Source organism: Maritimibacter sp. UBA3975, from assembly GCF_002384975.1.
In the GTDB taxonomy this organism is placed as follows: domain Bacteria; phylum Pseudomonadota; class Alphaproteobacteria; order Rhodobacterales; family Rhodobacteraceae; genus Maritimibacter.
Genome location: NZ_DGCP01000019.1, coordinates 32,559 through 55,505 on the forward strand (window position 1 = coordinate 32,559; position 22,947 = coordinate 55,505).

The window sequence follows — 22,947 nt, forward strand, 5'->3', positions numbered from 1 at the left end:
TTCGACACATCGGCCGCGCATTGCGCGGCCGCTTTGCTGTCCGGTGGCCGGATCGTCGACACACGGGTCGAGGAGATGGGGCGCGGGCAGGCGGAGCGGTTGATGCCGCTTCTGGAAGAGGTGCTGGCGGATGCCGGGCTTGGCTGGCGCGACCTCGACGCGGTCGCGGTCGGCGTGGGGCCGGGGAACTTCACGGGTATCCGCATTTCGGTCGCGGCGGCGCGGGGCCTTGCGCTGGGGCTCGCACGGCCTGCCGTGGGCGTCTCCACGCTTGAAGCGCAGGCCTTCGGTCAGGCGCTGCCGGTTCGGGCGGTCGCGGATGCGCGGCGCGGGATGGTTTATGTGCAGACGTTCGGTGATGGCGGGGATGCGCCGCGGATCGTGGACGCGGGCGAGGTCGGGACCGATCTTCCGGTCGCCGGCGCGTTGCCGCCTGCCGAGCTTGTGCAGACCATTGGGCGTATCGCACAGGGCCGACTGGCGCAGGGCGGGACGATCAACCGACCCGCCCCGCTTTACATACGCAGCGCGGATGCAGCACCCGCAAGCGATCAGCCGCCGGTCATCCTGCCGTGACACCTGAGCGCATGGGCGAGGTTTATGCGGCCGCGTTCCCCAAGGGCCGCGCCTGGTCGCCGCTGGAACTCGCCGAGCTGATTGGCGGGCCGGGAGGCTTCGAGGTCAGCGTCGATGCGGGCTTCGCCATCGGGCGCGCGATTGCCGGTGAGGCGGAGCTCATCACCATCGCTGTCGACCCGGCCCGGCAGGGGCGCGGTGCCGGGCGTGTGCTGCTCGCCGCGTTCGAGGACACGGCGCGCAGGCGCGGGGCGGTCTCCGCATTTCTCGAAGTTGCCGCAGACAATGCCGCGGGCCTCGCGCTTTACCGGTCCGCGGGCTGGCAGGAGAGTGGGTGCCGCCGGGGCTACTATCCGCGCACGGGGGCTGATCCCGTAGATGCGATCTTGATGACCAAGCCGCTGGGGTGAGCGTTTCCCGAACGGCAGGCAGCGATTTCGCGGGGCCGTGGCTCTGGACGCTCCCGCGCTCCGGGGCCTAGGGTGGCGAAAACGACGAGGTTTCCCATGTCCGACGCTGCCACGCTTGCCCAGTTCATCCGCGACCAGGCCGGGGAGGCGCCCGTGGAAATGGGGCTGATCCTTGGTTCCGGCCTCGGTCACCTTGCCGACGCTGTCGAGGGCACCGCGATTCCCTATGCCGATCTTGACGGGTTCCCGACGCCGGGGGTGTCCGGTCACAACCCCAAGCTCGTCGTCGGTGACCTGCTTGGCACGCGGGTCGCGATTTTCGGGGCGCGGGCGCATTACTATGAACATGGCGACGCGGGCGCGATGCGCCTGCCGCTCGAGGTGCTGAAGGCGCTGGGCGCGAACCGGCTGCTCTTGACCAATGCCGCCGGATCGGTGCGGGCGGATACGCCGCCGGGCGAGTTGATGATCCTGTCGGACCACATCAACTTTGCCGGGGCGAACCCGCTTGTCGGCGAGGCGACGGATGCGCGGTTCGTGCCGCTGGGCGATGCCTACAATGCCGAGATGCGCGCAGCCCTCCACGATGCAGCCGTTGCCGAGAACATTCGCCTGAACGAGGGCACCTATGCCTGGTTCTCCGGCCCGTCCTTCGAGACGCCCGCCGAGATCCGGGCCATCCGCACACTGGGCGGCGATGCGGTGGGGATGTCCACGGTGCCGGAAGTGATCCTCGCCCGGTTCTTCGGTCTGGAGGTCGCGGCCATTTCGGCGATCACCAACATGGCCGAGGGGATGTCGGACGAAAAGCTCTCTCACGCCCATACCAAGAAAATGGCCGTGGCCGGTGCCGAGAAGCTGGAGCGGCTGATCCGTCGTTATCTGAGCGACAACGGCTGAAAGTTTACCGCAGGCTGGATGCCACTGACTGGACAAAACTGCGCCCGTGTCGCAGGAGTGATCCATGCAGATCTACCTTCCGATCGCCGAGGTTTCGGTCAACGCTTTCCTGCTTTTCGGGCTGGGTGGCATTGTCGGGATCCTGTCGGGCATGTTCGGGGTCGGTGGCGGGTTCCTGATGACCCCGCTTTTGTTCATGATCGGCATCCCCCCGGCGGTCGCAGTGGCGACGGGCACGAACCAGATCGTCGCATCCTCGATCTCCGGCGTTCTCGCGCATCTGAAGCGAAAGACCGTGGACCTCAAGATGGGTCTGGTGCTGCTTAGTGGCGGTCTGGTCGGCGCCGGTCTGGGCGTTCAGCTTTTTGCCTATCTCCGCTCCATCGGGCAGGTCGATTTGCTGGTCACGCTGTCTTACGTCGTGTTCCTCGGGATTATCGGGTTCCTGATGCTCGTGGAAAGCGTGCGCGCGCTGCTCAGGTCGCGGCGGATGGCGGCACCGAAGCGGCGCAAGCATAACTGGGTCCACGCGCTGCCGTTCAAGACGAAGTTCCGCACCTCGGGCCTTTATATCTCGGCGATCCCGCCGATCCTCGTGGGCTTTTCCGTGGGTGTTCTGGCCGCGATCATGGGCGTCGGGGGCGGCTTCATCATGGTGCCCGCGATGATCTATATCCTCGGGATGCCGACGAAGGTGGTTGTGGGCACGTCGCTTTTCCAGATCATCTTCGTCGCCGCCTTCACGACGCTCATGCATGCCTGGGAGAACCACACGGTCGATCTTGGCCTTGCCGTGCTGCTTATCGTCGGGGGCGTGATCGGGGCGCAGGTCGGCGCACGGATCGGGCTGCGGATCAAGGCGGAGCAGACGCGCATCCTGCTGGCGCTGCTGGTCGTCGGGGTCTGTCTGAACCTCGCGATGGACCTGCTGCTCGAGCCGGACGAGCTTTATTCCATCGGGCGGGAGGGCTGAGTGATGCGGCGTCTCCTGTCCTGTCTGTTTCTGCTTCTTGCCGTGCCCGTGGCTGCGCAGGATGAGGGGATCGTCGCCGGTCTCAGTCAGAACCGGGTGGCCATCGACGCGACCTTCGTGGGGTCGGAAATCCTCGTCTTCGGTGCGGTCAAACGCGAAACGCCGATACCGGAGGGTGAACTGGGCGTGATCGTCGTGATCGAGGGGCCGAGCGGACCTGTCACCGTGCGCCGCAAGGAGCGGATCGCGGGCATCTGGGTCAACTCCGACTCCGTTGTCGTGAACGATGCGCCCGCGTTCTATGCCATCGCAACCTCCGGCCCCTTCGACGACGTGCTCAATGAGGAGGCGAACAAGGCGCGGTTGGTCTCCATCGACGAGAGCGTCTGGATCATGGATCGCGCGGACCGGGACGACGAAAAGGCCTTCGCCGATGCGGTCATCCGCATCCGGGAGGAGGAGGGGCTCTATTCGTTGGCCGAGGAGACTGTCCTCCTGGCGGAAGAGACGCTGTTTTCGACTGCCGTGACGTTGCCTTCGAACCTTGTCGAGGGGCTCTATTCCGCGCGCATCTATCTTACGCGCGAGGGCAACGTGGTGTCCGATCACATCTCATACGTCAGCGTTCACAAGGTCGGGCTGGAGCGGTGGATCTACAACCTCGCCCACGACCTGCCGCTGGTCTACGGGCTTCTGTCGCTGGCCATCGCGATTGCGGCGGGCTACCTCGCCTCCACCGCGTTCCGACTGTTCTCGCGGGGCTGACGTTCAGCTCTCGGGCGCATCCGCCGAGATCATCCAGCGCGTGCCGAACTTGTCCGAGAAGGCACCGAACGCGGGCGACCAGAACGTCTTTTCCAGCGGCATCCGGACGTCGCCGCCCTCCGACAGCGCATCGAACACGCGCCGGGCTTCGTCGACGGTCGGAAAGCTCACATGGACATTGCAGCCGGCCATGGCCGCGACGTCCGACCCGGACGGGTCGTCGGAGCCGTAGATCCAGCCGTCGCCAACCTTCACCGCCGCGTGCATGACCGTCTTCGGGTCTACACCAGGCATGGCGTCGCCCATCTCCATGATCTCGGGTTCGGCGCCGAAGACCTCGCCATACAAGGTGAATGCCGCGCGGGCATCGTTGCGGAAGAAGATATAGGGAATCGGTTGCATCGAAGCCTCCTCGTCAGGTCCGCCCCCAGCTTAGCACGCGCCCCGTTGCGGGCGGACGGTTTTGACCCTAGAAGGCGCGGGAACTTTCAAAGGAGATGAGCATGGGCTTTCGCATGGGGATCGTCGGGCTGCCGAACGTCGGCAAGTCCACGCTGTTCAACGCGCTGACACGCACGGCGGCAGCGCAGGCGGCGAACTTCCCGTTCTGCACGATCGAGCCCAACGTGGGCGAGGTGGCGGTGCCCGACCCCCGGCTCGAAAAGCTGGCGGCCATCGCGCAGTCCAAGGAGATCATCCCGACGCGCATGACCTTCGTGGATATCGCAGGCCTCGTGAAGGGCGCCTCGAAAGGGGAGGGGCTGGGCAACCAGTTTCTCGCCAACATCCGCGAGGTGGACGCCATCGCCCATGTGTTGCGGTGCTTCGAGGACGGCGACGTCACCCATGTCGAGGGTCGGGTAGACCCGGTCGAGGATGCCGAGACCATCGAGACCGAGCTCATGCTCGCCGACATGGAATCCATCGAGAAGCGGCTTCAGACGATCCAGCGCAAGGTGAAGGGCGGCGACAAGGAAGCCCTGCAACAGGAGCGCCTGCTCAAGGCCGCGATGGAGGCGCTGGAGGCCGGCAAACCGGCACGCACCGTCGATGTGGACGCCGAGGACGCGCGTACGTGGAAGCTCCTGCAACTCCTGACCACCAAGCCGATCCTTTACGTCTGCAACGTGGGCGAGGACGAGGCTGCCGAGGGCAACGCCCATTCCGCGGCGGTCGCGAAAATGGCCGAGGACCAGGGCGCGGCCAGCGTCGTCATCTCGGCCCGGATCGAGGAAGAGATCAGCCAGCTTGATGCCGAGGAGCAGGAGATGTTCTTGGACGAGCTCGGGCTGGAAGAGGCCGGCCTCGACCGGTTGATCAAGGCGGGCTACGACCTTCTGCACCTGCAAACCTACTTCACCGTCGGTCCGAAAGAGGCGCGCGCCTGGACGATCAAGCACGGAACCCTCGCGCCGCAGGCCGCCGGGGTCATCCACGGCGATTTCGAGCGCGGCTTCATCCGGGCCGAAACCATCGCTTATGACGACTATGTCGCTTTGGGCGGTGAGACCGGGGCAAAGGACGCCGGCAAGATGCGGGCGGAAGGCAAGAGTTACGAGGTGAAGGACGGCGACGTCCTCCACTTCCTGTTCAACGCCTGATCATATCCCGAGGATACTGACGCTTGCCGCGACTTCGCCGATCACCCGGCTGAGCGCGGTGAGCGGTTTCTCCGACACGAAGATCACGTCATTGGGACGCAGTTCGAACCGCGTGGCGAGCACGAGGTTGGCCGCATTGTAGGCGTCGAGGTGCCAGGCCCGGATGCCGCGCCCGTCGCCGGAGCCGCGCAGGACGTAGTCCTCGCCGATATTGCCCGACGCATTGGGCACGCCGCCCCCCTCGCTGAAGAGCGCGTCGGCAAGGCTCGCCTTGCGTTCGAAGGGCAGGGTGAAGCGGCTTTGCTGTCCCACTTCGCCGGCGATGTAGACGTAATCACGCTCGACCGCGTCGAACTGCACGCGGGCCGAAAAATTCGACCGCGCCTCGGACAATTCGTTCCGGCGAATACCGATCTCGGAGTTGAGCTGCGAGAGCGCATCGGCGCGGGCGGATTGTTGCAGGCCCCGCAGCGTGATCTGCTGCTGGAAATAGGCCTGAGCCTGATCGAGATCGAAGTTCGTGTCGACATAGAGCGCATCCCCGTCCTTGAGCCGGATCTTCTGCACGCTCGGCGTCTCAAGATAGGTGGCCAGCGGAATCTGGTACATTGATCCGTCGCGATAGAGCCGGATCGAGGCGTATTCCACGTTGGACGCCGTCAGGCCGCCAGCGGCCGTCAGGGCTTCGGACAAGTTGAGCGGCGCGAGGGTGATCGGAATGTTGCGCGGATTGCGCACGGCGCCGCCCAGCGAGACGCGCTTGGAGTTGAAGTCGCTGATCTCGATCGAGAAATTCGGGACCATGTCCTGGTCCACGAGCGCCCGGAACACCTCCTGCTCGGCCTCCTGGAGCGTTAGCCCGCCGATATCGACCCGGCCCACGTCGGGAATCGAAATCGAGCCGTCGTCCTGAACGGTGTACCCTTGCCGCCGGTTCTGCGCCGCGAGAAGGCCCGAAAGCGCCTCGACCGTCGAGGCCGATTCGGCTGTGGCCAGGACAACGACGTCTCCGACCCCGATGCGATAGGGCTGCGGCGCGATGTCGGGCGGTAGGCGGGTCGGCATCGACCCCGGCCTGTTCTCGGGTTCATAGGGCGCTTCGGGGATCGCACCCAGCCCGCGGACCGAACCCGCCGTTCCGGCCGTGCGCGAGAAAATGGCAGGCAGCGTGCGGGGTTGGTATGTGCTGGCATTCGCGGCCCGGACGTTGTTCGCCGACATCGCGACAATCTCGACCTCGCCGACAGCGGTCCTTTCCGCGACGACGACAGGCGTACCGATCGCACCACAGGCCGCGAGGGTCAGGAACAGACCCGTCATGATGATTGACCGCACGACTGCCCCCCAAGACAGGATTCTTTATCCTTCGTGGATACCAGCCATAGCGTCCGGATAGAAGCGGCATACTAGGGATATCCACAGGAAACTCTATTTGCCGGTCTGGATCAGCTCCGTCGTGCCGTCGGGCCGGATCACCATACCGCTCAGGCAGCCGGTCGCATACGCCCCGGTGTCGAGCGAAATGACGCCATCTGCCTGCACCACCTCGTCCACGATGGTATGCCCGTGCGCGATCCAGAGACCGTCTTCGCGCGGCGTGTTCCCGAAGGCGCTGTGCCCCCATTTGAAAGTGCTGCCGGATTGTTCTTCCATCGGCAGCGCCGGGTCGGCGCCCGCATGGACGACGGCGAGCGTCCCTGTCTGAAAGAGAAGCGGCATGTCGCGCAACCAGGCGATCTTTTCGGGGCCAAGTGCCTCGGCCAGGGCGGCCGCCGCAGTCTCGGCCGCGTCGCCGCCCGATTGCTCGGTCACGCCGCCGATGCCGTAACTCGCGAGGGTCTGGAGACCGCCGAAGCGCAGCCAGCGGCGGCCATGGCCCGAGGCGTCCGTCAGGAAATCCAGCATGATTTCCTCATGATTGCCCTGAAGGCAGGTGAAGCCGTCTTTCCCGTCGCGCTCGTGCAGGAGGTCGAGCACCTCGCAGCTCCGCTCGCCGCGGTCGACATAATCGCCGACACAGATGATACGCGGCCTGTCGGCGTGGGCTTCGGCGCGGTCGAGCAGATCGGTGAAGAGGCCGAGGCAGCCGTGAATGTCGCCGATGACGCAGACTGGTTCCGCCGGCGCGAGCGGATGGTCGAACGATGTCTGCTGCGGGTCCCTGTCCTGCCGTCCGAAAAGTTTGCCGAATAGACCCACGCGATCCGCCTTCTGCCCTGCGATGAACGGGAGCCCCTTCATCGGCGACCTGCGGCTGATCTAACACCCCAGGGCGCGGCGCGAAACCCGGAGACCGCCGCGTGGGCCGCTGCTCGCACACCGGGCATTTCTGCTTGTCATGCGCGCGTCATCTGCATAGACACACCAGCGGAGACGTGGCCGAGTGGTCGAAGGCGCTCCCCTGCTAAGGGAGTAGGCCCGGAAGGGTCTCGAGGGTTCGAATCCCTTCGTCTCCGCCATAATTCAGCGCCAATTCTAAGCTACATACTACTGTTTTTTCAGTGAAAACAAGGAAATTTCCCTGTCCAGACCCACTCGTTCGGGTCGATTTTGCTATACAATTCGCTATACATTCTGCTTTACATCCCCTGCGCGGTATTGAGGTGACAATGGCGATCAAGCCCCGTGGTAAGAAGCTCTCCCTCTACAAGAGGGTTCCCAAGAGGTATGAATCGGTCGAGCCGCGCAAGTTCATCTGGCTGTCCTTGCACACAGACAGCAGGTCAGAGGCCGAGGCGAAAGCAGGTCCGGCGTGGGAGCAGTTGGTGGCCGGGTGGGAAGCAAAGCTGGCCGGTGACACGTCGGATGCAGAACAGCGTTTTGAGGCGGCTCGTGAGCTCGCGGAGGCGCGCGGCTTCCGCTATATGCGCGTGGAAAAGGTCGCCCAGCTGCCCACGGACGAGCTACTCGATCGGATCGACGCGGTCCCGGTGCGCAAAGGCGAGCCAGACCTCAGAGAGGCGGCGGCGCTTCTCGGTGGCGCGAAGGAATCCGAGATCACTATCACACGTGCGCTGGAGCTCTACTGGAACCTCGCGCGGGAGAAGACCCTCGGTAAGAGCGCTGACCAGGTCCGTAAGTGGGAGAACCCTCGGAAGAAGGCCATCAAGACCTTTGTCACTGTCGTGGGCGACAAGCCCATATCCGAGATCACAGGCGATGACATGCTCGATTTCCGCTCCTGGTGGCTGGACAGGATCGAGAGCGAGGGTCTGTCCCCCGGCAGTGCGAACAAGGACCTCATTCATCTCGGCGATGTTCTGAAGACCGTGAACAAGATGAAGCGGTTGAACCTGGTTCTCCCCCTGTCTGATCTCAGCTTCAAAGAGGGCGAAGCCGCGCCGCGACCGCCATTCTCGGACGCATGGATCAGAGACAAAATCCTGGAGCCCGGTGCCCTAGACGGGTTGAACGAGGACGCACGTTACATTTTGCTGGCCATGATCAACACAGGCGCTCGGCCGAGCGAGCTGGCAGCTCTATCAGCCTCTCAGATACGCCTCGACAGCAACGTGCCGCACATTTCCATCGAGCCGGTGGTGCGCCAGCTCAAGAGCGCCAATGCACGCCGCGTCATCCCGCTCTGCGGCATCAGCCTGGAGGCCATGCGCGTTCGACCGGATGGCTTTCCGCGCTATAGCGACAGCTCTGCCAGCCTTTCGGCGACCGTAAACAAATACCTTCGCGCGAACGGTCTCATGGAGACGCCTAAGCACTCCCTTTATGGCCTGCGGCACAGCTTCGAAGATCGATTGCTCGCCGCCGGCGTCGATGAGCGGATTCGGCGCGACCTGATGGGCCATGCGCTCGATCGTGAGCGCTACGGCAAAGGCGCGAGCTTGAGGCACTTGCAATCGATCATTCAGCCGACGGCCTTGTAGTCTCGGGCTGCGATCTGAGCGCGACGAAAGACTTCTTCCTGGTCTTTCAACGCAACGATCTCGCGCTCGATCCTTTGAAAGATCGGCACGTAGGCGCGGTCGTGTGTGACCAATACAGCTACCTTGGCATAGGCAGTCTTGAGCCTGTCGAGATCGGTGTTCATACTATGGCTATAGCAATCGCGATGACGCGTTCGCTTGAAGCGGTCAAGTAATTTCAAGTGTTGCTATTCCGCAACGCCGCCGCGTCATCCGCCTCGCTGAATCGGGAAGCTAATTTCGTCAGTAGCGGTCGAAATTTATCACAAGCAATCTACGGCGTCGTCGGTCGGTCGGAGATCTTCGATGCAATCCCGCATGTCCTCTACGGCAGATAGTGCATCGTCGCGCTGCTGCGTTACGAAAAGAAGATCCGACCGCGCATTCGAGAGGGCGTCTCGCGCATCATCAAGGTCGTCCAGCGTCGAGCGAAAGGCATCCCGCATCTCCTGGCTGTCCTCGAGCAGATCATTGTAGTCGTCCACCAGCGCGTTGAAGCGCGATTGAAGCCCGTCGTATTCGTCCGCGCACTCGGTCAGGTTCGACTTGCAGGTGAACCCTTCGTAGTTGCATTGGTAGCTGCTGAAGCAGGCGGCATCCTGGCTCACGCATTTGCCCTGGCTCGAACACACGGTGTCGCCGTATCCCAGGCACGCGCCCCGATCACCATATGAGCAGGAAAAGGCCTGCTGCGCGTGGGCGAGATCGGGAACAGCGAAGAGGGCGAGTGCGATAAGAATGAGCTTCATGTGGGCAGGTCCAGCTTCGGCAGCGCGTTCACGATCTTCATCGTCTCCAGGCTCACAGTGATGACGCGCTGGAACAGCTCCAGCGGGTAGGCGGGATTGTTCATGGTCTCGTTCGCATAATCGTTGGCGTCGTTGACGATGCCGCTGGCCTTGTCGGTCTTGACCACCTGGCGCTCCATCACCCATTCCAGCGCGGGCTTGCCGTTGACGACGTAGTCGTAGGCCTCCAGCGGAATGTCGGTCATGGTGATGTTGGCGTTGTAGATCACTGTGGTCTTGTCCTTGTCGCGAGCCTTGCCGCCGAACTTCATCTTGGTGACGCGGTAGAAGGCCGCTGCGTCGCCCACGTTCCACAGCGCGGGGGTGCCCTGCTTGTAGGTGACGGGGTATGGCTCCACCGTCTCGTAGTTCACGTGCAGGTCGCCAAGGCGTCGCCCGGCGTCGGAGAAGGCCCGGAAGGCGGCGTAGGTCTTCATGCAGGGGATGCGGGGCAGCTCCTTGGTCAGGTTGTCGGCATAGCGGTCGCGGTAGTCGTTCGAATGCAGCAGGCCGTAGACGTAGTAGAAGATGTCCTCCTTGGTAATCTCCTCACCCGGATAGGCCGCCTGGAAATGCGCCAGCCCGGCATCGGTGACAGCGTCCCGGCGCTGGAGGCCGGAGGACTGGCCTTCGAAGAGGCCGCCGGGTTCCTCGTCCTGCTGGTCGTATAGGTAGAGGGGGAAGCATTGTGTGCCGCCGTCGGTTTGAAGTTCCGGCAGCACATTCATCATCAGCGCGAGATTGCCGTCGCCCGACCACCTTTGTTTCAACATGATGACGCGATTGTCGTCAGCTTGGGCCGGAAACATGCGGGGCAGTTCGCCGGTAACGTTGTTGAGGCCTCTATCAAAATATGCCCATGTTTTCGAGAAGGGGCGATATAGCCCAGCCACAATCGCGTCTTTGGAGAAAACGAGTGGCTTATTCCGCAATAGGTCGTTTCGAAGTGCGCGAGTCCAGCTGATATTTCCGGCGTCGTAGTCAATGAGATCTTCGGCATCGATGTCGTGGCCGGCAAGGCGTTTCCGTTCGTTTTCATAGAACGCAATGGTGTCTTGAATGTTGTTCGCCAGCTTGGATTTCGAGAGGTTGAAGCACCATGCATCACGTCCTGTTTCCAATCCGCGTGAATAGCTGGCAAACAGGATTGGTTCGGACCTGTCCTTTTTGTCCCCGATTTTCAGGAAAGCTTCAAAGCTGGCATCGCGTTGGTTCAGCCAGTCGTTCTGGTCGTCCGGCGTGATCCGTTCCCATCCTTCCGCGTTGCTGATCCCCTTCACCGCGCCGAAGTCACGGATGATGGCCAGCTTCTGTTTCTGGTCGAGGTAGTCGCCGATTTCGTGGAAGAAGATTTGGCCATGCTCTGCCGCCGCCGGGTTCTTGACGAAGACGCTGATGGCGATCGGCGCACGACTGCCAGAGCCAAAGATCTTGCCGCCCTCTTTGCGTGACCGCTCCCCGCTGGTGCGCTGATTACCGCGAAGGTGGAAGATGTAGAGGTCCGTGAACTCCTCAGCCAGACAGGCCCTCATCCCGTCCGCCGCATTGCCATTGACCCAGCCGGCGTTGGTGACGAAGGCCACAATCCCAGCATCGCCGATCCGATCGGAGGCCCAGCGGATCGCCCTGATGTAGCTGTCGTAGAGCGCGTTTTTGTTGGTGGCTGTGGAGCGCGCCGCATAGGTATCGCGCAAGCGCGCATCCAAGCCCGGATAACCCACATTGGCGTTGTTATCGTTGGCGCTGTTCTGCCCCGAGGAATACGGCGGGTTGCCCACGATCACCCGGATATCCAGCTCCTTCTGCCGGGTCCGGCGTTCGGAGTTGTCGGGCATGTAGAGCGCCAGCTCGTCGTCGCCCTCATACATCTGGAAGGTGTCGGTCAGGCAAATCCCCTCGAAGGGCACGTAGTCGTTCTTCTTGGCCTCGCCCTGGTAGACCGCCTCGATGTTGATCGCAGCGATGTAGTAGGCCAGCAGGACGATCTCGTTGGCGTGGATCTCGTGGCGATACTTGTGCTCCAGCTCCTCCGGCGCGATCAGGCCCGATTGCAGCAGCCGCGTGATGAAGGTGCCCGTGCCGGTGAAGGGGTCCATGATGTGGACGCCACGCGATCCGAGGGTTTGGCCGAAATGCTCCTGCAACATCTCGTTGACCGAGTGCAGGATGAAATCGACGATCTCGACCGGCGTGTAGACGATGCCCAGCTTCTCGGTCGTGCGGGGGAAGGCGTTGCGGAAGAACTTGTCGTAGAGCTCGACGATCAGGCGCTGCTTGGCCTGGGGATCGCTGATCCCGTGGGCGCGGTTGCGGACGCTGTCGTAGAACTTCTCGAGGTCGCGGGTTTCCTTGTCGATGCGGTTCTCGTCCAGCACGTCCAGCACCTGCTGCATGGCGCGGGAGACCGGGTTCTGGTCGGTGAACTGGTGCCCGGCAAAGAGCGCCTTGAAGACGGGACGTGTGATGAGGTGCTGGGCCAGCATCTCGACCGCGTCCTGTTCGGTGATGGAGTCGTTCAGGTCGTCCCGCAGTTCGGCAAGGAAGCCGTCGAAGGCCTTGCGGGCGTTGGTGTCGGGTTCCGCCAGGATGCCGGTGATGCGCGAGATGTGGCGCTGCGCGATCTCGGCGATGTTGGTAGCCCAGTCTTCCCAGTAGTCGCGGGTGCCGCACTTCTTGACGATCTTGGCCATGATGGCCCGGGAGAACTCGTCGATGAACAACTCGCCCTGCGTCGCGATCGGACCGGAGGTGGTCGGGTCCTGTTCCACGCCACCTTGACCTAGGTTGCTCGTCGGCTGCGCCTTGCGCGTGGGAAGCTCGGTCACCTCATGGGTGATCGACTTCAGCTCCTCGGACTCGGGGGTGATGCCGACGATCTCGATCCGGTCAGAGACGTCCTGGCCTAGGGACGCCTGGTTGATCGTGCCGTCGAAGCGCTCGTCGTGGGCGCGCAGGGCGTTGAGGATCTGCCAGACGACGCGGTAGCGCTCGTTGTCCTTGAGGGCCACCTCGGGCTCCACCCCGGCGGGCACGCCGACCGGGAGGATGACGTAGCCCATTTTCTTGCCTTCGGCACGCCGCATGACGCGTCCAACGGACTGCACCACGTCGATGAGTGACTTCCGGGGGTGCAAGAACATGATCGCGTCGAGCGAAGGCACATCGACGCCTTCAGACAGGCAGCGCGCGTTCGTCAGGATGCGTGCGGTATCACGTCCCGCATCGTCTTTGAGCCAGTCGAGGAGCTGGTTGCGCGATTTGGCGTTGAAGGTGCCGTCGACATGCTCGATCTCGATCCCCAACCGACCGGGAACGGCAGCTTCCTCGTCTTCGAACAGCAGGTCTTCGCCAAGGTATTCCGACACGACCGCCGAGAACTCGTCGCGGACCAGCTTAGACGCGGCGATGCTCTTGCAGAAGGCGAGGCCACGTTTCATCGGGTTCGGATCGAATGAGATGTCCTCCTTGAGATCCTGCTTCGTGAGCGCCTTGTAGCACCCGATGATCTTGGTCGCGTCGTCCAGGTCGAGCTCGGAGTTCGCGTCCGCCAGGCGTTTCTGGACATTCGCGCTGACGAGACCCTCGTCCATGGCGAGGACGATCACCTTGTAGTCGGTCAGCAGGCCTTGCTGGACGGCCCAGCCGAAACCCTTGTGGAGCAGCGTTTTGCCATACAGCGTCTCGTCATCCATCGAGGCGAGCACGGCTGCCTCCTCGTCGGCCTTGGTCTTGACTGCGTCGCCGAAGATCCGCGGTGTAGCGGTCATGTAAAGGCGCTTGCGCCCTTTGACGTAGTTGTCGTCGTGAATCCGAACGAAGTTCGAGTCCTGCTCGCCGGCGAGCGTCGCACCGGTGGTGCGGTGCGCCTCGTCGCAGATGATCAGGTCGAAATCGGGTAGCCCAGCCTTCTGGGCGTCATCAAGGACGCCAATCGACTGGTAGGTGGAGAAGACCACGGTCATGCGCTCTGCATCGCCAGGCGCAGCTTCTTGGATCAGCTTTTCTGGTTTCGTCGTCGCAGGGAAGGCCAGGTCGTGCGCGTCGATTTCCGCAGTGTCGTCCTGGCTCACGCGGCGCTTGCCGACCTGAGAGTCCGAGCAAACTGCATATGACCGCAGGGGTGTATCGGTGTCGTTGGTCCACTCACGGACCGTCTGGGACATCAACGCCAGCGACGGCACCATGAAAAGCACCCGACCTCCTCTTCCGACGAGGTCTTCAGCTATCTTCAAAGAGGTGAAGGTCTTGCCCGTGCCGCAGGCCATGATGAGCTTGCCGCGGTCGGCGTCTGCGAGACTAGCGCGGACCGCTTCAACCGCCTCGACTTGGTGAGGACGCAGCACTTTCTTCTCTGCGAGAACGGCCTCGCCTTTGACGCCAAAAAGCGACCAGTCGATCCGGCTCTCTCGCAAATGAGAAAGTGAGATCCTGACAACCGGGATGGATTGACCAGAGATCATCTCCTCAGCGTTTTTACCCCATTCGCCTTCCGTGGTGTCTACAACCACACGGCGCTTGAATGGATCTTTTCCAGACGCGGAGATGAAGCTGTCGATGTCGCGCTTTTGTATGCGGTGATCTGCAGAGTAGAACTTGCACTGAATGGCAGCGAAGCCGTCTTCATTGCGAAGCTCTGCAACAAGGTCGATGCCCACATCGGTCCCCGACCATCCGTTCTCGGCGGCCCACTCAGTCCAGCTCCAAATCCGCGAGTATTCTTCCGCCTGCACTGGGTCAACGGCGAGGTATGACGCAATCAAGCGTTCGAAGTATGTTCCTTTTTCTCGCTCCGTAGCTGCCGACTGACGATATGTGGTTAGAAGGTCATCGAGAGCGCACATAACAACTTCCGAGAAATTACGTTTCAAAAACAACCGTATGCACAAGTGAGATGCTCGACAACCCGCGCCGCACATTTAACATCGAGAACTGATCGTAGATCATTTTTTCGATCCGTTCGCATGCAGCGAGGGCCTCGCAACGAGGCGAAGAGCCCTGCCTTCGGTTACCGCATTTTCGAAGCGCTCCCAGATGATCGTCGCGTCGGCCACCAGTGAAAATCTTAAACGAGAAACAGACGCCACGAACACGATCTCTCCCGCCGCAAATCCCCAATGACCCCTCGCTATAACAAACACATGCAGCACGCGCTGCGCGATATCAGCGAGGAAGAACATGACCACGAAACCGCACGAGCACACCGAACTGGCGAAATATGTCGAGCGCCGGGTTCTCGAATTGAAATCGAAAAAGACCCAGGCCGACATCGCCTCCCAGGCAGGCTATGTGAACCAGAACATGATCACTATGATCAAGCAGGGACGCTCAAAGGTCGCTCTTGATCGTATACCGGCGCTCGCAGGGGCTCTCGAATGCGACGCGGCCTACCTCATGCGTCTCGCGCTCGAGCAGGCCATAGGGGGCACTGCAGCGGCGACGCTCATCGAGGTGTTCGGAGAGCCAATCACGGCCAACGAACAGGCTTGGTTGCGGGAAATTCGGTCCGCCTCTGGACATGCCGACCCTAGGCTGACGGTGCGCTCGCAGGCGGCGCTCCGCACCATCTTCGGGAAGTGACCTCATGAGGAATGACGAGACAAAGGTGCTCACCCAGAATGAGCGGGACTGGTTGCGGTTCCTACGCGATATTGGGAATGGCCGGGATGTCGCGATTACGTTGCGCAGGGTGCAACTGCTCAGGCGGGTGTGTCGTCCGAAGCTGGACTGATGTCCGTGTGGTGGCGAAGCTGAAGCGTTAAGGTGTGGCGTTCACTTCCAAAGCCCAATCGCGGGCGTATTCTCGGAGAACATCCAGCTTCGAGACCTGAGGCGCACGGATCGAATGAACAGGCATAGCGTGCCGATCGACGAGGAGGGATGCCCCGATGCTCGTGCCGGTAGCGGAATGCGATAATCGCACCGGGCGGCCGGTGGCGGCGTTGAGCATCGCAACGTAGTTTCCGTTGCGCGCAAATGGCCCCTCAACGATGATCGGCCCCGCCGCTCCGACCATCGACAGGCATTCGCGCGTCATCAGGGCCAGATACCACGAAAGGGCGACGCCCTTTTCGCCGGGGGTCATTTCGGACCTGTTCCATCCTCCCGGTCGGTGGGGGAATGGGCCGGAACCAGCTTGGACAGAAGGGAGCAAAAAGAGGCGCTGCTTCAGAACGCGCACTACGTCTGCAGAGCTCGGTTCGCCGATTTCCATTCTGATATGCTCGAACTCGCGACCCCCCATGAAGCGGGCGCTTGGAGTCGGATCGCCTAAGCCGTTCACGTTTATCAGGGTGTCTCGGGTGGGATCGAGCATGACTGGCGCGCCTCCGATCGCCATCGAAATCACCCACGTCCCGGTGGACACGACCGAGAAGGGGCCGTCCATCTGGCGTAGGTGCGGAAGCAGCGACGCGTTTGAGTCATGGATGCCGGACATGACCGGTGTCGTCGCAGCAACCCCGGTTGCTTCGGCGATCCCGGGCAGGATCGTGCCGGCGACATCGCTCGCCAAGGCTATGGGAGCCATCTTTTCAGTGATGCCGAGCGCTTCGACCAAATGAGAAAACCGCGCCGCATGCGGGTTCCATAGGTCGGTATGACATCCAAGCGACGTGAGTTCGTTTGCGAAGTGCCCAGTCAGCCGGCCCGACCAGTATTGCGGATAGCTCACCACCTGGGCGACACGGCCGCGCAGCCCCGCTTGCGTCTCGAGCAGCCAGTGAAGCTGAGCACCGGCGTTCAGGCCCATGGGAAGACGTGGGGACCCAGTCTCGGAGAAATCCGGCCTAAGCGCGTCGTAGGCTTCGGCCAATTCCTCCGGTCCAGTGAACTCGTAATCCATCACTGGTGTGGCGAGGTCGCCGTTGGCGTCGAGCAACACGAAAGTCGCGCCGTGGGTCGTGATGCTGATCCGATCGATGCCGTGGTCGGCCTCCAGGACCGACAGACTGTCGAGGAGGAAGGTCCAGATCCCCTGCACATCGAAATGGGGATAGGGCGGCCCGGGTCGCACGGTGTTGGACCGCGTCACCACCGCAAGTTCGCTCATGGTGTCAGTGTCGACCAGCGCCACCTTGGCGTTGGTCTTGCCTATGTCGAGAACCGCGACATGCATCAGCGCATATGGAACATGGGCACGAGGTCATGGGCCAACGGTTCGTTGTCGGGGTTTGTTTCCATCACATCCGCCATGTGGGCCCACCAGCGTTGCATGATCTCGGTCTGCGGCAGGTTATCCATCCCGTGCTCGTCCGTGCGCCAAAGCACAGCGAAGAGGATATCTGTCTCATCGTCCAGGAAGATCGAGTAATCCGACACGCCCGCTTCGTGCAAAAGGACGACGAGCTCCGGCCAGATCTTGTCATGGCGTCGCTTGTATTCGGCGGCCATGCCGGGATTGAGCTTCATCTTGAACGCATGCTTGTTCATCACGCCCTCCACTTCGCCCAGAGGCGGGGCAACGCGATGACCCCGATCAGCATGAGGCCGATGAAGATCGACATGACAATGCCCGGCACGTTCAGAAGGCCGAGTCCGAACGTCACGAGTCCCATGACGAAGGCTGCGATCACCACGCCGGGAATGGACCCTGAACCACCGAGGATCGATACGCCGCCGAGCACGACCATCGTCACCACTTCGAGCTCCCAGCCGAAAGCGATGGAGGGACGCGTCGAGCCGAGCCGAGAGGTCAAGCAAATCGCCGCGACGCCTGACATGAGTCCGGTGAGCAGGAACAGGATGAACTTGACCCGCGCCACCCGGATGCCCGAAAACGACGCGGCGGTCGCGTTATTGCCTATGGTATAGACCGTGCGGCCGAAATTCGTGCAGTGCAGGACGACATAGTAAATCACTGCGAGAACCGCGAAGAGCACGAATTCGAACGACAATACCCACCAAACATAACCTTGCCCAAAGAAGGCGAAGTCGGCCGGATACCCCCGGAAGGCGCCATCGCCCAGGATGATGTAACTGATCCCGCGAAATAGGCTCATGGTGCCGATGGTCACCACGATCGACGGAAGGCCCATAATGGTCACAAGAACCCCGTTGAACGCCCCGGCAGCCAGGCCGGTGGCGAGTCCGACAAGGACAAGGTCGAAAGTGCCTGCCCCGACCTGCGCCGCAGCCCCCATCGCCGTGGAGGCGAGCGCTATGATCGCGGCCACAGACAGATCAATCTCGCCCGAGATGATCAGCAGCGCCATTGCGAATGCGATCATCGCTTTCTCGGTGAAGTTGAATGTGGCGTCTGACAGGTTCCACGCATTCAGAAAGTAGGGCGAGGCGAAGCTGTTGGCGATGAAGATCAGGATCGCTACGCCAAGGAGCAGAACTTCCCAGCTCCTGAGAGCTCTGGCTGCGCTGGATTGCAGCCGATCGGGAATTTGGCGGGCGGTTGTTACGTCACTCATGCCTGTGCTCCATGTGCTTGCGCCCGACGCAGGATGATGCGGCCCTTGGCCTTCGCGCTTCTCGCGTTGAACGCCACCGCAGTGATTATCGCAGCGCCGGAAATGGCCATCTGCCAGAATGGCGAAATATCCACGACCGGCAGCGCGTTCTTCACGATTCCGAGAAAGAGCGCGCCGAGGATCGTCCCCAGGATCGTGCCTGCGCCTCCGGCGATCGAGATGCCCCCGATGACGCAGGCCGCGACGACCTCGAGCTCGAAACCGCCTGCGATGTCCACGTAGGCCACCGCGTAGCGCGCGACCCAGAGATACCCGGTTAGACCTGCGAGCGCTCCTGAAATAACGAATGCCCAGAATTGCGTCTTGCCCACGTCGATGCCGGTATAGACCGCCGCATGCGGGTTGCCGCCCACGGCGTAGAAGGACCGGCCCAGCGGCGTGCGTGCGATCATGAGAATGAACAGTCCTGCGACAACGACGGCGAACCATGCCAGCACGGGCAGCCCCATGATCGATGTGCGCGGAAAGCCGGTGAAGGCCGGGCTCATCTCGTGGGCGTTGACCCATTCGCCATTGGAGATAAGGAAGATGATGCCGCGGTAGATCGTCATGGTGCCCAGTGTCACGACGATGGGCGGGATGGCGAGCTTCCACACCAGAATGCCGTTGAACGCGCCCATGATCGCTCCAAGACCTACGGCGACGGCGAGGATCATGATCACAGGCACGCCCGGCATTGCTGCGTTCAGCATCGCGCAGACCATGCCGGTCAACGCAAGGTTCGCCGCCACCGACAGGTCGATGCAGCGCGTGAGGATCACCACGGTCTGGCCCAGTGCCAGAAGCAGCAGCGGCGAGGTGTCGGTGAAAACGCGCGCGAGGTTGGCGGGCGCAATGAAGCCGGGAAAGCGGCTGGCGATCAGCGCAAGGAGCACGAGGATTGCGCCTGCGAGAATTGCCTCGCGTGATTTCAGGAATACCATCATTGGTCCTCCTCCCCGATTCCCGCCGCGTGGCGCACAAGCGTTTCCGGCGTCAGATCGGCGCCTTCCAGTTCCGCCGCGATCAGGCCTTCTCGCATCACGATGACGCGGTCGGACATGCCCATGACCTCGGGAATCTCCGAGCTGACCATGATGACTGCCAGTCCCTGCGCGGCCAGTTCAGCCATAAAGGCGTGGACCGCCGCCTTTGACCCGATGTCGATGCCCTTGGTGGGCTCGTCGAGGATGATGACTTTGGGCTTGGTGGCCAGCCACTTGGCGATCACGACCTTCTGCTGGTTGCCGCCCGACAGATTGCCCACGTCCTGGTCGAGCGATGCGGCGCGCAGGTCGAGCCGCTCGGTGTATTTCCGCGCCAGCGCGAATTCCTCGGACATCCGCAGGAATCCCGCGCGCGAGGTCTGGCTGAGTGATGGTAGCGTGATGTTCTGGAAAATCGGCAACCCGATTACCGCGCCCTGTTTGCCGCGATCTTCTGGGACGTAGACAATCCCGTTTTCCACTGCGTCGGCAGGGGAGCGGATGACTTTTACATCGCCGTCGATCGTGACGACGCCCTTCGAAGGTTTGGTGATCCCGAACAGCGATTGCATTACTTCCGACCGCCCGGCACCGACCAGACCGTAGAAACCGAGGATCTCGCCCTTGCGCAGCGTGAAGCCGATGCTGTCGAACTCGGTCGGGTGGGAATAGCCGACGACCTTCAGAACCTCGCCGTCGAGCCTGTGTTCGCGCTTTGGGAAGATCTGGTCTACGTCCCGGCCGACCATGAGGCGCACGAGATCAGCTTCCGTTATCTCGGAAATCAGCCCCGCGCCGACATGCTGTCCGTCCCGGAAGACCGTGAACCGGTCGGCAATGCGGAAGATCTCGTCGAACTTGTGACTGATGAAAAGGATCGCGCGCCCCTCGGCCTTTAGGCGCTCGACCAGCTCGTAGAGTTCTTCGATTTCCTTGTGGCTGAGGGCGGCGGTCGGTTCGTCCATGATGACAACGCGCGCGTCGACCGACAGCGCGCGGGCTATGGCGACCAGGTGTTTGGAGGCGATCCCGAGGTCGCGCAATTGCATGTCGGGGTCGAGATCAGCGTCGATCCTGTCGAGGATCTCGCGCGCCCGGCGGCGCATCTCGGCCCAGTCGATCATCCCGAGGCGGACCTTCGGGGCATGACCGATAAAGATGTTTTCTGCGACGGAGAGCTCGTCGAACAACACCGTTTCCTGATGAATGGCTGTGATTCCGGCGGCGGATGCGTCCTGCGCGCTGGCAAAGTGCATATCTTCACCAGCCACGCGGATCGTGCCTTCGTCCGGCTGGTATATGCCGGTGAGCGTTTTGACGATGGTCGACTTGCCCGCTCCGTTCTCACCCACCAGCGCGGTCACCTGGCCCGGATAAAGCTCAAGCGACACCTGGTCGAGCGCGCGGACTCCTGGAAAGGTCTTGGTGATCCCCTCGAGGGTGAGCACGGGGTCGGTCGATACCGGCGTCGCTTCGCGTGGCTGGGTCTCGATGCTCAACTGCATCGCGGCCTCCGATTGTTGGATGAAGGTGCCCCGGCATGCTGGCGGACCTGCGCGCCGGGGCGGGAGGAAATCAGAAGATGTCTTTGAAGTCGTCGATATTGCTCTCGTCGTAGACGAAAGGATCGGCCATCGCGCCTTCGCTGTTTTCGTCCAGCGTCAACGTGCCCATACGGCCCATGTCTATTTCGGCACCCGGCCCGGCTTCCGCCTGCTCGGTGGCAAGCTGGTAGGCGAGGTAGGTCGCCGAATACCCAAGGTCGATCGGGTTCCAGATCGCGAAGGACTTGGACGCGCCGCTCTCGATGGCGCCGGCCATCTCGGAGGGCAGACCAAGGCCGGTCACGTTGACTTCACCGACCTTGCCGGCGTCTTCCACAGCACGGGCCGCGGCCACGATCCCCACCGAGGTCGGCGCGATGATCGCGTCGAGGTCGGGGAAGGTCTGCATCAGGCCGGTGGCTTCGCGGTAGGACTTGTCGGCGAGGTCATCGCCATACACGGTGCCGACGACTTCAATGCCCGGGTAGTCGCCCATGACCTTGTTCATCTCTTCCATCCAGATGTTCTGGTTGGTCGACGTCGTGGTGGCCGAGAGAAGCGCGACCTGACCACCGTCCGGAAGCTCGTCGGCCGCTAGTTTGATGATCATGTTGCCGATCAGCGAGTTGGAAGACGGATTCAGGTGCAGCATGCGACCTTCGGGCGCGACGCCGGAGTCCCACGAGATGACCTTGATCCCGCGCTGCATCGCTTTTTTGAGGGCCGGAACCAGCGCGTCGGTGTCATTGGCCGACACGGCAATGGCGTCCACTTGCTGCGCGATCAACGAGTTGATGACCTCGATCTGGCCTTCGGCGGTGGTATCGGTCGGGCCGGTGTAGATCACCTCGACATTTCCCAGCTCCTCGGCGGCTTCCTCGGCCCCTTCGGCTGCGGCTTCGAAGAACCCGATACCCAGCGCCTTCACGACGAGCGCGATGCGCACGTTGTCGTCCTGTGCCTGCGCTGCGCCGCCTGCCAACATCAGTGCCGCCGCCGCCGCACCACCGAACATTCTTCTTGTCATACTCATGGTAAAACCTCCCTGGCTGAGTATTGCTGAACGTGGGTTTATCCCGCGTCCGACTTTCTTGTGCCCCCGGAAAGGGCCACAATGACCCGGACCTCGGCCGCCTCGAGCATCGAGGCGACCCTGTCCGAAATTCCTTCATCCGTGATGATGGTGCCGATCCGATCGAGCCCGCACAGCACCAGCGACGAGCGGTTCTCGAACTTGGAGCTGTCGGCCAGCACCACCAGCTCGTCGGCCTGACCAATGAGCTTCTCTTCCGCCTGGATGAGCAGCGGATCGTTTTCCATCAGCCCCATCGGGCCGATGCCGTAGGCGCCCATGAACATGCGCCGTGCATAGTAGTGCCGTGTCATGTCGTTCTCGAACGGGCTGAGAATGATGTTCTGTTCGCGATAAAGCGCACCGCCCGGCACCATCACGGTGTTCTTGGTGTGCTTGAGCAGGTGCTCGGCGATCGGAAAGGAGTTGGTCAACACCTGAACCCGCCGGTTGGCGAGGTGATGGACCATCTGGAACGTCGTAGTGCCGCCGTTGATGATGATCGGTTCGCCGTCGTCGCACAGCGCCACGGCTTCTCGAGCGATGAGCTGCTTTTGCTCAGCGTTGATTGTCTGGTTCACCGCGAACGGCCGGCCTGCGAGCCCGGGCAGTGGGGGCGGCGTGATCGCCTCGGCCCCGCCACGCACCCGACGCAGACGTTTTTCTTTGTCGAGGGTCGCAATGTCGCGCCGGATCGTGGCCTCGGAAGTCTCTGTCAGCGCGACCAGTTCGCCCACCGTGACGATGGGGCGTTCCTGAACCGCGGACAGGATAAGCCGATGGCGTTCCGTTTCGTGCATTGAGGTCCTCCCGTTCCATTCAGCATGCCCGATTCTGGTCATGCGTCAATCAAAAGTTTTCAGTTTCGATCATGCTGCGGCGCAGAATGATTGTTTGTGATCGGTTTTGGTTGACTTGCCCCCGTGATTCTCGCAGGGTCCGGCCAACGGCTCTGG

General features: G+C 62.2%; 22 protein-coding genes and 1 tRNA gene. 9 read left to right on the plus strand and 14 right to left on the minus strand.

What is annotated here, in order from left to right; translation table 11 throughout:
• From tsaB to B2585_RS20405, 5 genes are all read left to right on the plus strand, one after another.
• On the plus strand, nt 1–576 hold a 576-nt coding region (gene tsaB, locus B2585_RS20385; RefSeq protein WP_292025879.1), incomplete at its 5' end, for a tRNA (adenosine(37)-N6)-threonylcarbamoyltransferase complex dimerization subunit type 1 TsaB.
• Nucleotides 577–587: 11 nt separating this feature from the next.
• On the plus strand, nt 588–986 hold the full coding sequence (locus tag B2585_RS20390; protein WP_292025881.1) for a GNAT family N-acetyltransferase: 399 nt from the start codon (nt 588–590) through the stop codon (nt 984–986).
• A gap of 96 nt (nt 987–1,082) precedes the next feature.
• Complete coding sequence (locus B2585_RS20395) at nt 1,083–1,886, plus strand: purine-nucleoside phosphorylase (protein WP_292025882.1); 804 nt, start codon at nt 1,083–1,085, stop codon at nt 1,884–1,886.
• Between the two features lie 64 nt (nt 1,887–1,950).
• Entirely contained in the window at nt 1,951–2,859 is a 909-nt protein-coding gene (locus B2585_RS20400) for a sulfite exporter TauE/SafE family protein (protein WP_292025884.1), read from the plus strand.
• 3 nt (nt 2,860–2,862) lie between these two features.
• On the plus strand, nt 2,863–3,624 hold the full coding sequence (locus B2585_RS20405; RefSeq protein ID WP_292025964.1) for a TIGR02186 family protein: 762 nt from the start codon (nt 2,863–2,865) through the stop codon (nt 3,622–3,624).
• Nucleotides 3,625–3,627: 3 nt separating this feature from the next.
• Here B2585_RS20405 and B2585_RS20410 read toward each other — a convergent pair whose 3' ends face one another.
• Nucleotides 3,628–4,026: a VOC family protein gene (locus B2585_RS20410; protein WP_292025886.1), complete on the minus strand. Its 399-nt coding sequence runs from the start codon at nt 4,024–4,026 to the stop codon at nt 3,628–3,630.
• A 101-nt stretch (nt 4,027–4,127) separates the two neighbouring features.
• On the opposite strand from B2585_RS20410, the gene ychF reads away from it, so the two are divergent.
• Complete coding sequence (gene ychF, locus B2585_RS20415; protein WP_292025888.1) at nt 4,128–5,225, plus strand: redox-regulated ATPase YchF; 1,098 nt, start codon at nt 4,128–4,130, stop codon at nt 5,223–5,225.
• Here the strand turns inward: ychF and B2585_RS20420 are convergent, their stop codons facing one another.
• A complete protein-coding gene (locus B2585_RS20420; protein WP_339718256.1) occupies nt 5,226–6,560 on the minus strand; it encodes a polysaccharide biosynthesis/export family protein in 1,335 nt (444 codons plus the stop codon).
• 93 nt (nt 6,561–6,653) lie between these two features.
• The gene (locus tag B2585_RS20425) at nt 6,654–7,466 is read right to left on the minus strand and encodes a metallophosphoesterase (RefSeq protein WP_292025890.1); all 813 of its coding nucleotides are present in this window, start codon (nt 7,464–7,466) and stop codon (nt 6,654–6,656) included.
• A 128-nt stretch (nt 7,467–7,594) separates the two neighbouring features.
• On the opposite strand from B2585_RS20425, the gene B2585_RS20430 reads away from it, so the two are divergent.
• Nucleotides 7,595–7,684: transfer RNA gene (locus B2585_RS20430), tRNA-Ser, on the plus strand.
• Between the two features lie 150 nt (nt 7,685–7,834).
• On the plus strand, nt 7,835–9,106 hold the full coding sequence (locus tag B2585_RS20435) for a tyrosine-type recombinase/integrase (RefSeq protein ID WP_292025892.1): 1,272 nt from the start codon (nt 7,835–7,837) through the stop codon (nt 9,104–9,106).
• On the opposite strand, the gene B2585_RS20440 is transcribed toward B2585_RS20435, so the two are convergent.
• From B2585_RS20440 to B2585_RS20455, 4 genes are all read right to left on the minus strand, one after another.
• Nucleotides 9,088–9,270 carry a hypothetical protein gene (locus B2585_RS20440; protein WP_292025894.1) on the minus strand — a complete coding sequence of 61 codons (183 nt, stop codon included), beginning with the start codon at nt 9,268–9,270 and terminating at the stop codon, nt 9,088–9,090. The two genes, B2585_RS20435 and B2585_RS20440, sit on opposite strands and share 19 nt — an antisense overlap.
• Before the next feature lie 138 nt (nt 9,271–9,408).
• Nucleotides 9,409–9,894, minus strand: coding sequence for a hypothetical protein (locus B2585_RS20445; RefSeq protein ID WP_292025895.1), 486 nt, complete (start codon nt 9,892–9,894; stop codon nt 9,409–9,411).
• Entirely contained in the window at nt 9,891–14,774 is a 4,884-nt protein-coding gene (locus B2585_RS20450; RefSeq protein ID WP_292025897.1) for a DEAD/DEAH box helicase, read from the minus strand. Before B2585_RS20450 ends, B2585_RS20445 begins: the two co-directional genes overlap by 4 nt.
• 99 nt (nt 14,775–14,873) lie before the next feature.
• A complete protein-coding gene (locus tag B2585_RS20455) occupies nt 14,874–15,110 on the minus strand; it encodes a hypothetical protein (RefSeq protein WP_292025899.1) in 237 nt (78 codons plus the stop codon).
• Here B2585_RS20455 and B2585_RS20460 point away from each other — a divergent pair.
• Nucleotides 15,109–15,510, plus strand: coding sequence for a helix-turn-helix domain-containing protein (locus tag B2585_RS20460; RefSeq protein WP_292025901.1), 402 nt, complete (start codon nt 15,109–15,111; stop codon nt 15,508–15,510). The genes B2585_RS20455 and B2585_RS20460 overlap by 2 nt on opposite strands.
• 178 nt (nt 15,511–15,688) lie before the next feature.
• Here B2585_RS20460 and B2585_RS20465 read toward each other — a convergent pair whose 3' ends face one another.
• The 7 genes from B2585_RS20465 to B2585_RS20495 all read right to left on the minus strand — a co-directional run bounded on the left by B2585_RS20465 (nt 15,689) and on the right by B2585_RS20495 (nt 22,791).
• A complete protein-coding gene (locus tag B2585_RS20465) occupies nt 15,689–17,047 on the minus strand; it encodes an FGGY-family carbohydrate kinase (protein WP_292025903.1) in 1,359 nt (452 codons plus the stop codon).
• Entirely contained in the window at nt 17,047–17,361 is a 315-nt protein-coding gene (rhaM, locus tag B2585_RS20470; protein WP_292025905.1) for an L-rhamnose mutarotase, read from the minus strand. Before rhaM ends, B2585_RS20465 begins: the two co-directional genes overlap by 1 nt.
• Entirely contained in the window at nt 17,361–18,350 is a 990-nt protein-coding gene (locus tag B2585_RS20475) for an ABC transporter permease (protein ID WP_292025907.1), read from the minus strand. Before B2585_RS20475 ends, rhaM begins: the two co-directional genes overlap by 1 nt.
• Nucleotides 18,347–19,336 carry an ABC transporter permease gene (locus B2585_RS20480; RefSeq protein WP_292025909.1) on the minus strand — a complete coding sequence of 330 codons (990 nt, stop codon included), beginning with the start codon at nt 19,334–19,336 and terminating at the stop codon, nt 18,347–18,349. Before B2585_RS20480 ends, B2585_RS20475 begins: the two co-directional genes overlap by 4 nt.
• Nucleotides 19,333–20,880 (minus strand): sugar ABC transporter ATP-binding protein, encoded by a 1,548-nt coding sequence (locus tag B2585_RS20485; RefSeq protein ID WP_292025911.1) that lies wholly within the window; start codon nt 20,878–20,880, stop codon nt 19,333–19,335. The genes B2585_RS20480 and B2585_RS20485 overlap by 4 nt, the downstream gene beginning before the upstream one ends.
• 70 nt (nt 20,881–20,950) lie before the next feature.
• Nucleotides 20,951–21,952, minus strand: coding sequence for a rhamnose ABC transporter substrate-binding protein (gene rhaS, locus B2585_RS20490; protein WP_292025913.1), 1,002 nt, complete (start codon nt 21,950–21,952; stop codon nt 20,951–20,953).
• 38 nt (nt 21,953–21,990) lie between these two features.
• Nucleotides 21,991–22,791: a DeoR/GlpR family DNA-binding transcription regulator gene (locus B2585_RS20495; protein WP_292025914.1), complete on the minus strand. Its 801-nt coding sequence runs from the start codon at nt 22,789–22,791 to the stop codon at nt 21,991–21,993.
• Nucleotides 22,792–22,947: the final 156 nt, after the last annotated feature.

What these genes read in the sequence shown, in the direction of transcription:
- rhaM (WP_292025905.1), bottom strand. Translation starts at nt 17,361, where the DNA reads ATGAACAAGCATGCGTTCAAGATGAAGCTCAATCCCGGCATGGCCGCC.
- B2585_RS20390 (WP_292025881.1), top strand. Translation starts at nt 588, where the DNA reads ATGGGCGAGGTTTATGCGGCCGCGTTCCCCAAGGGCCGCGCCTGGTCG.
- B2585_RS20440 (WP_292025894.1), bottom strand. Translation starts at nt 9,270, where the DNA reads ATGAACACCGATCTCGACAGGCTCAAGACTGCCTATGCCAAGGTAGCT.
- B2585_RS20405 (WP_292025964.1), top strand. Translation starts at nt 2,863, where the DNA reads ATGCGGCGTCTCCTGTCCTGTCTGTTTCTGCTTCTTGCCGTGCCCGTG.
- B2585_RS20400 (WP_292025884.1), top strand. Translation starts at nt 1,951, where the DNA reads ATGCAGATCTACCTTCCGATCGCCGAGGTTTCGGTCAACGCTTTCCTG.
- B2585_RS20460 (WP_292025901.1), top strand. Translation starts at nt 15,109, where the DNA reads ATGACCACGAAACCGCACGAGCACACCGAACTGGCGAAATATGTCGAG.
- B2585_RS20425 (WP_292025890.1), bottom strand. Translation starts at nt 7,466, where the DNA reads ATGAAGGGGCTCCCGTTCATCGCAGGGCAGAAGGCGGATCGCGTGGGT.
- B2585_RS20475 (WP_292025907.1), bottom strand. Translation starts at nt 18,350, where the DNA reads ATGAGTGACGTAACAACCGCCCGCCAAATTCCCGATCGGCTGCAATCC.
- ychF (WP_292025888.1), top strand. Translation starts at nt 4,128, where the DNA reads ATGGGCTTTCGCATGGGGATCGTCGGGCTGCCGAACGTCGGCAAGTCC.
- B2585_RS20410 (WP_292025886.1), bottom strand. Translation starts at nt 4,026, where the DNA reads ATGCAACCGATTCCCTATATCTTCTTCCGCAACGATGCCCGCGCGGCA.
- B2585_RS20485 (WP_292025911.1), bottom strand. Translation starts at nt 20,880, where the DNA reads ATGCAGTTGAGCATCGAGACCCAGCCACGCGAAGCGACGCCGGTATCG.
- B2585_RS20455 (WP_292025899.1), bottom strand. Translation starts at nt 15,110, where the DNA reads ATGTTCTTCCTCGCTGATATCGCGCAGCGCGTGCTGCATGTGTTTGTT.
- B2585_RS20435 (WP_292025892.1), top strand. Translation starts at nt 7,835, where the DNA reads ATGGCGATCAAGCCCCGTGGTAAGAAGCTCTCCCTCTACAAGAGGGTT.
- B2585_RS20495 (WP_292025914.1), bottom strand. Translation starts at nt 22,791, where the DNA reads ATGCACGAAACGGAACGCCATCGGCTTATCCTGTCCGCGGTTCAGGAA.
- B2585_RS20445 (WP_292025895.1), bottom strand. Translation starts at nt 9,894, where the DNA reads ATGAAGCTCATTCTTATCGCACTCGCCCTCTTCGCTGTTCCCGATCTC.
- B2585_RS20395 (WP_292025882.1), top strand. Translation starts at nt 1,083, where the DNA reads ATGTCCGACGCTGCCACGCTTGCCCAGTTCATCCGCGACCAGGCCGGG.
- B2585_RS20465 (WP_292025903.1), bottom strand. Translation starts at nt 17,047, where the DNA reads ATGCATGTCGCGGTTCTCGACATAGGCAAGACCAACGCCAAGGTGGCG.
- B2585_RS20450 (WP_292025897.1), bottom strand. Translation starts at nt 14,774, where the DNA reads ATGTGCGCTCTCGATGACCTTCTAACCACATATCGTCAGTCGGCAGCT.
- B2585_RS20480 (WP_292025909.1), bottom strand. Translation starts at nt 19,336, where the DNA reads ATGATGGTATTCCTGAAATCACGCGAGGCAATTCTCGCAGGCGCAATC.
- rhaS (WP_292025913.1), bottom strand. Translation starts at nt 21,952, where the DNA reads ATGAGTATGACAAGAAGAATGTTCGGTGGTGCGGCGGCGGCGGCACTG.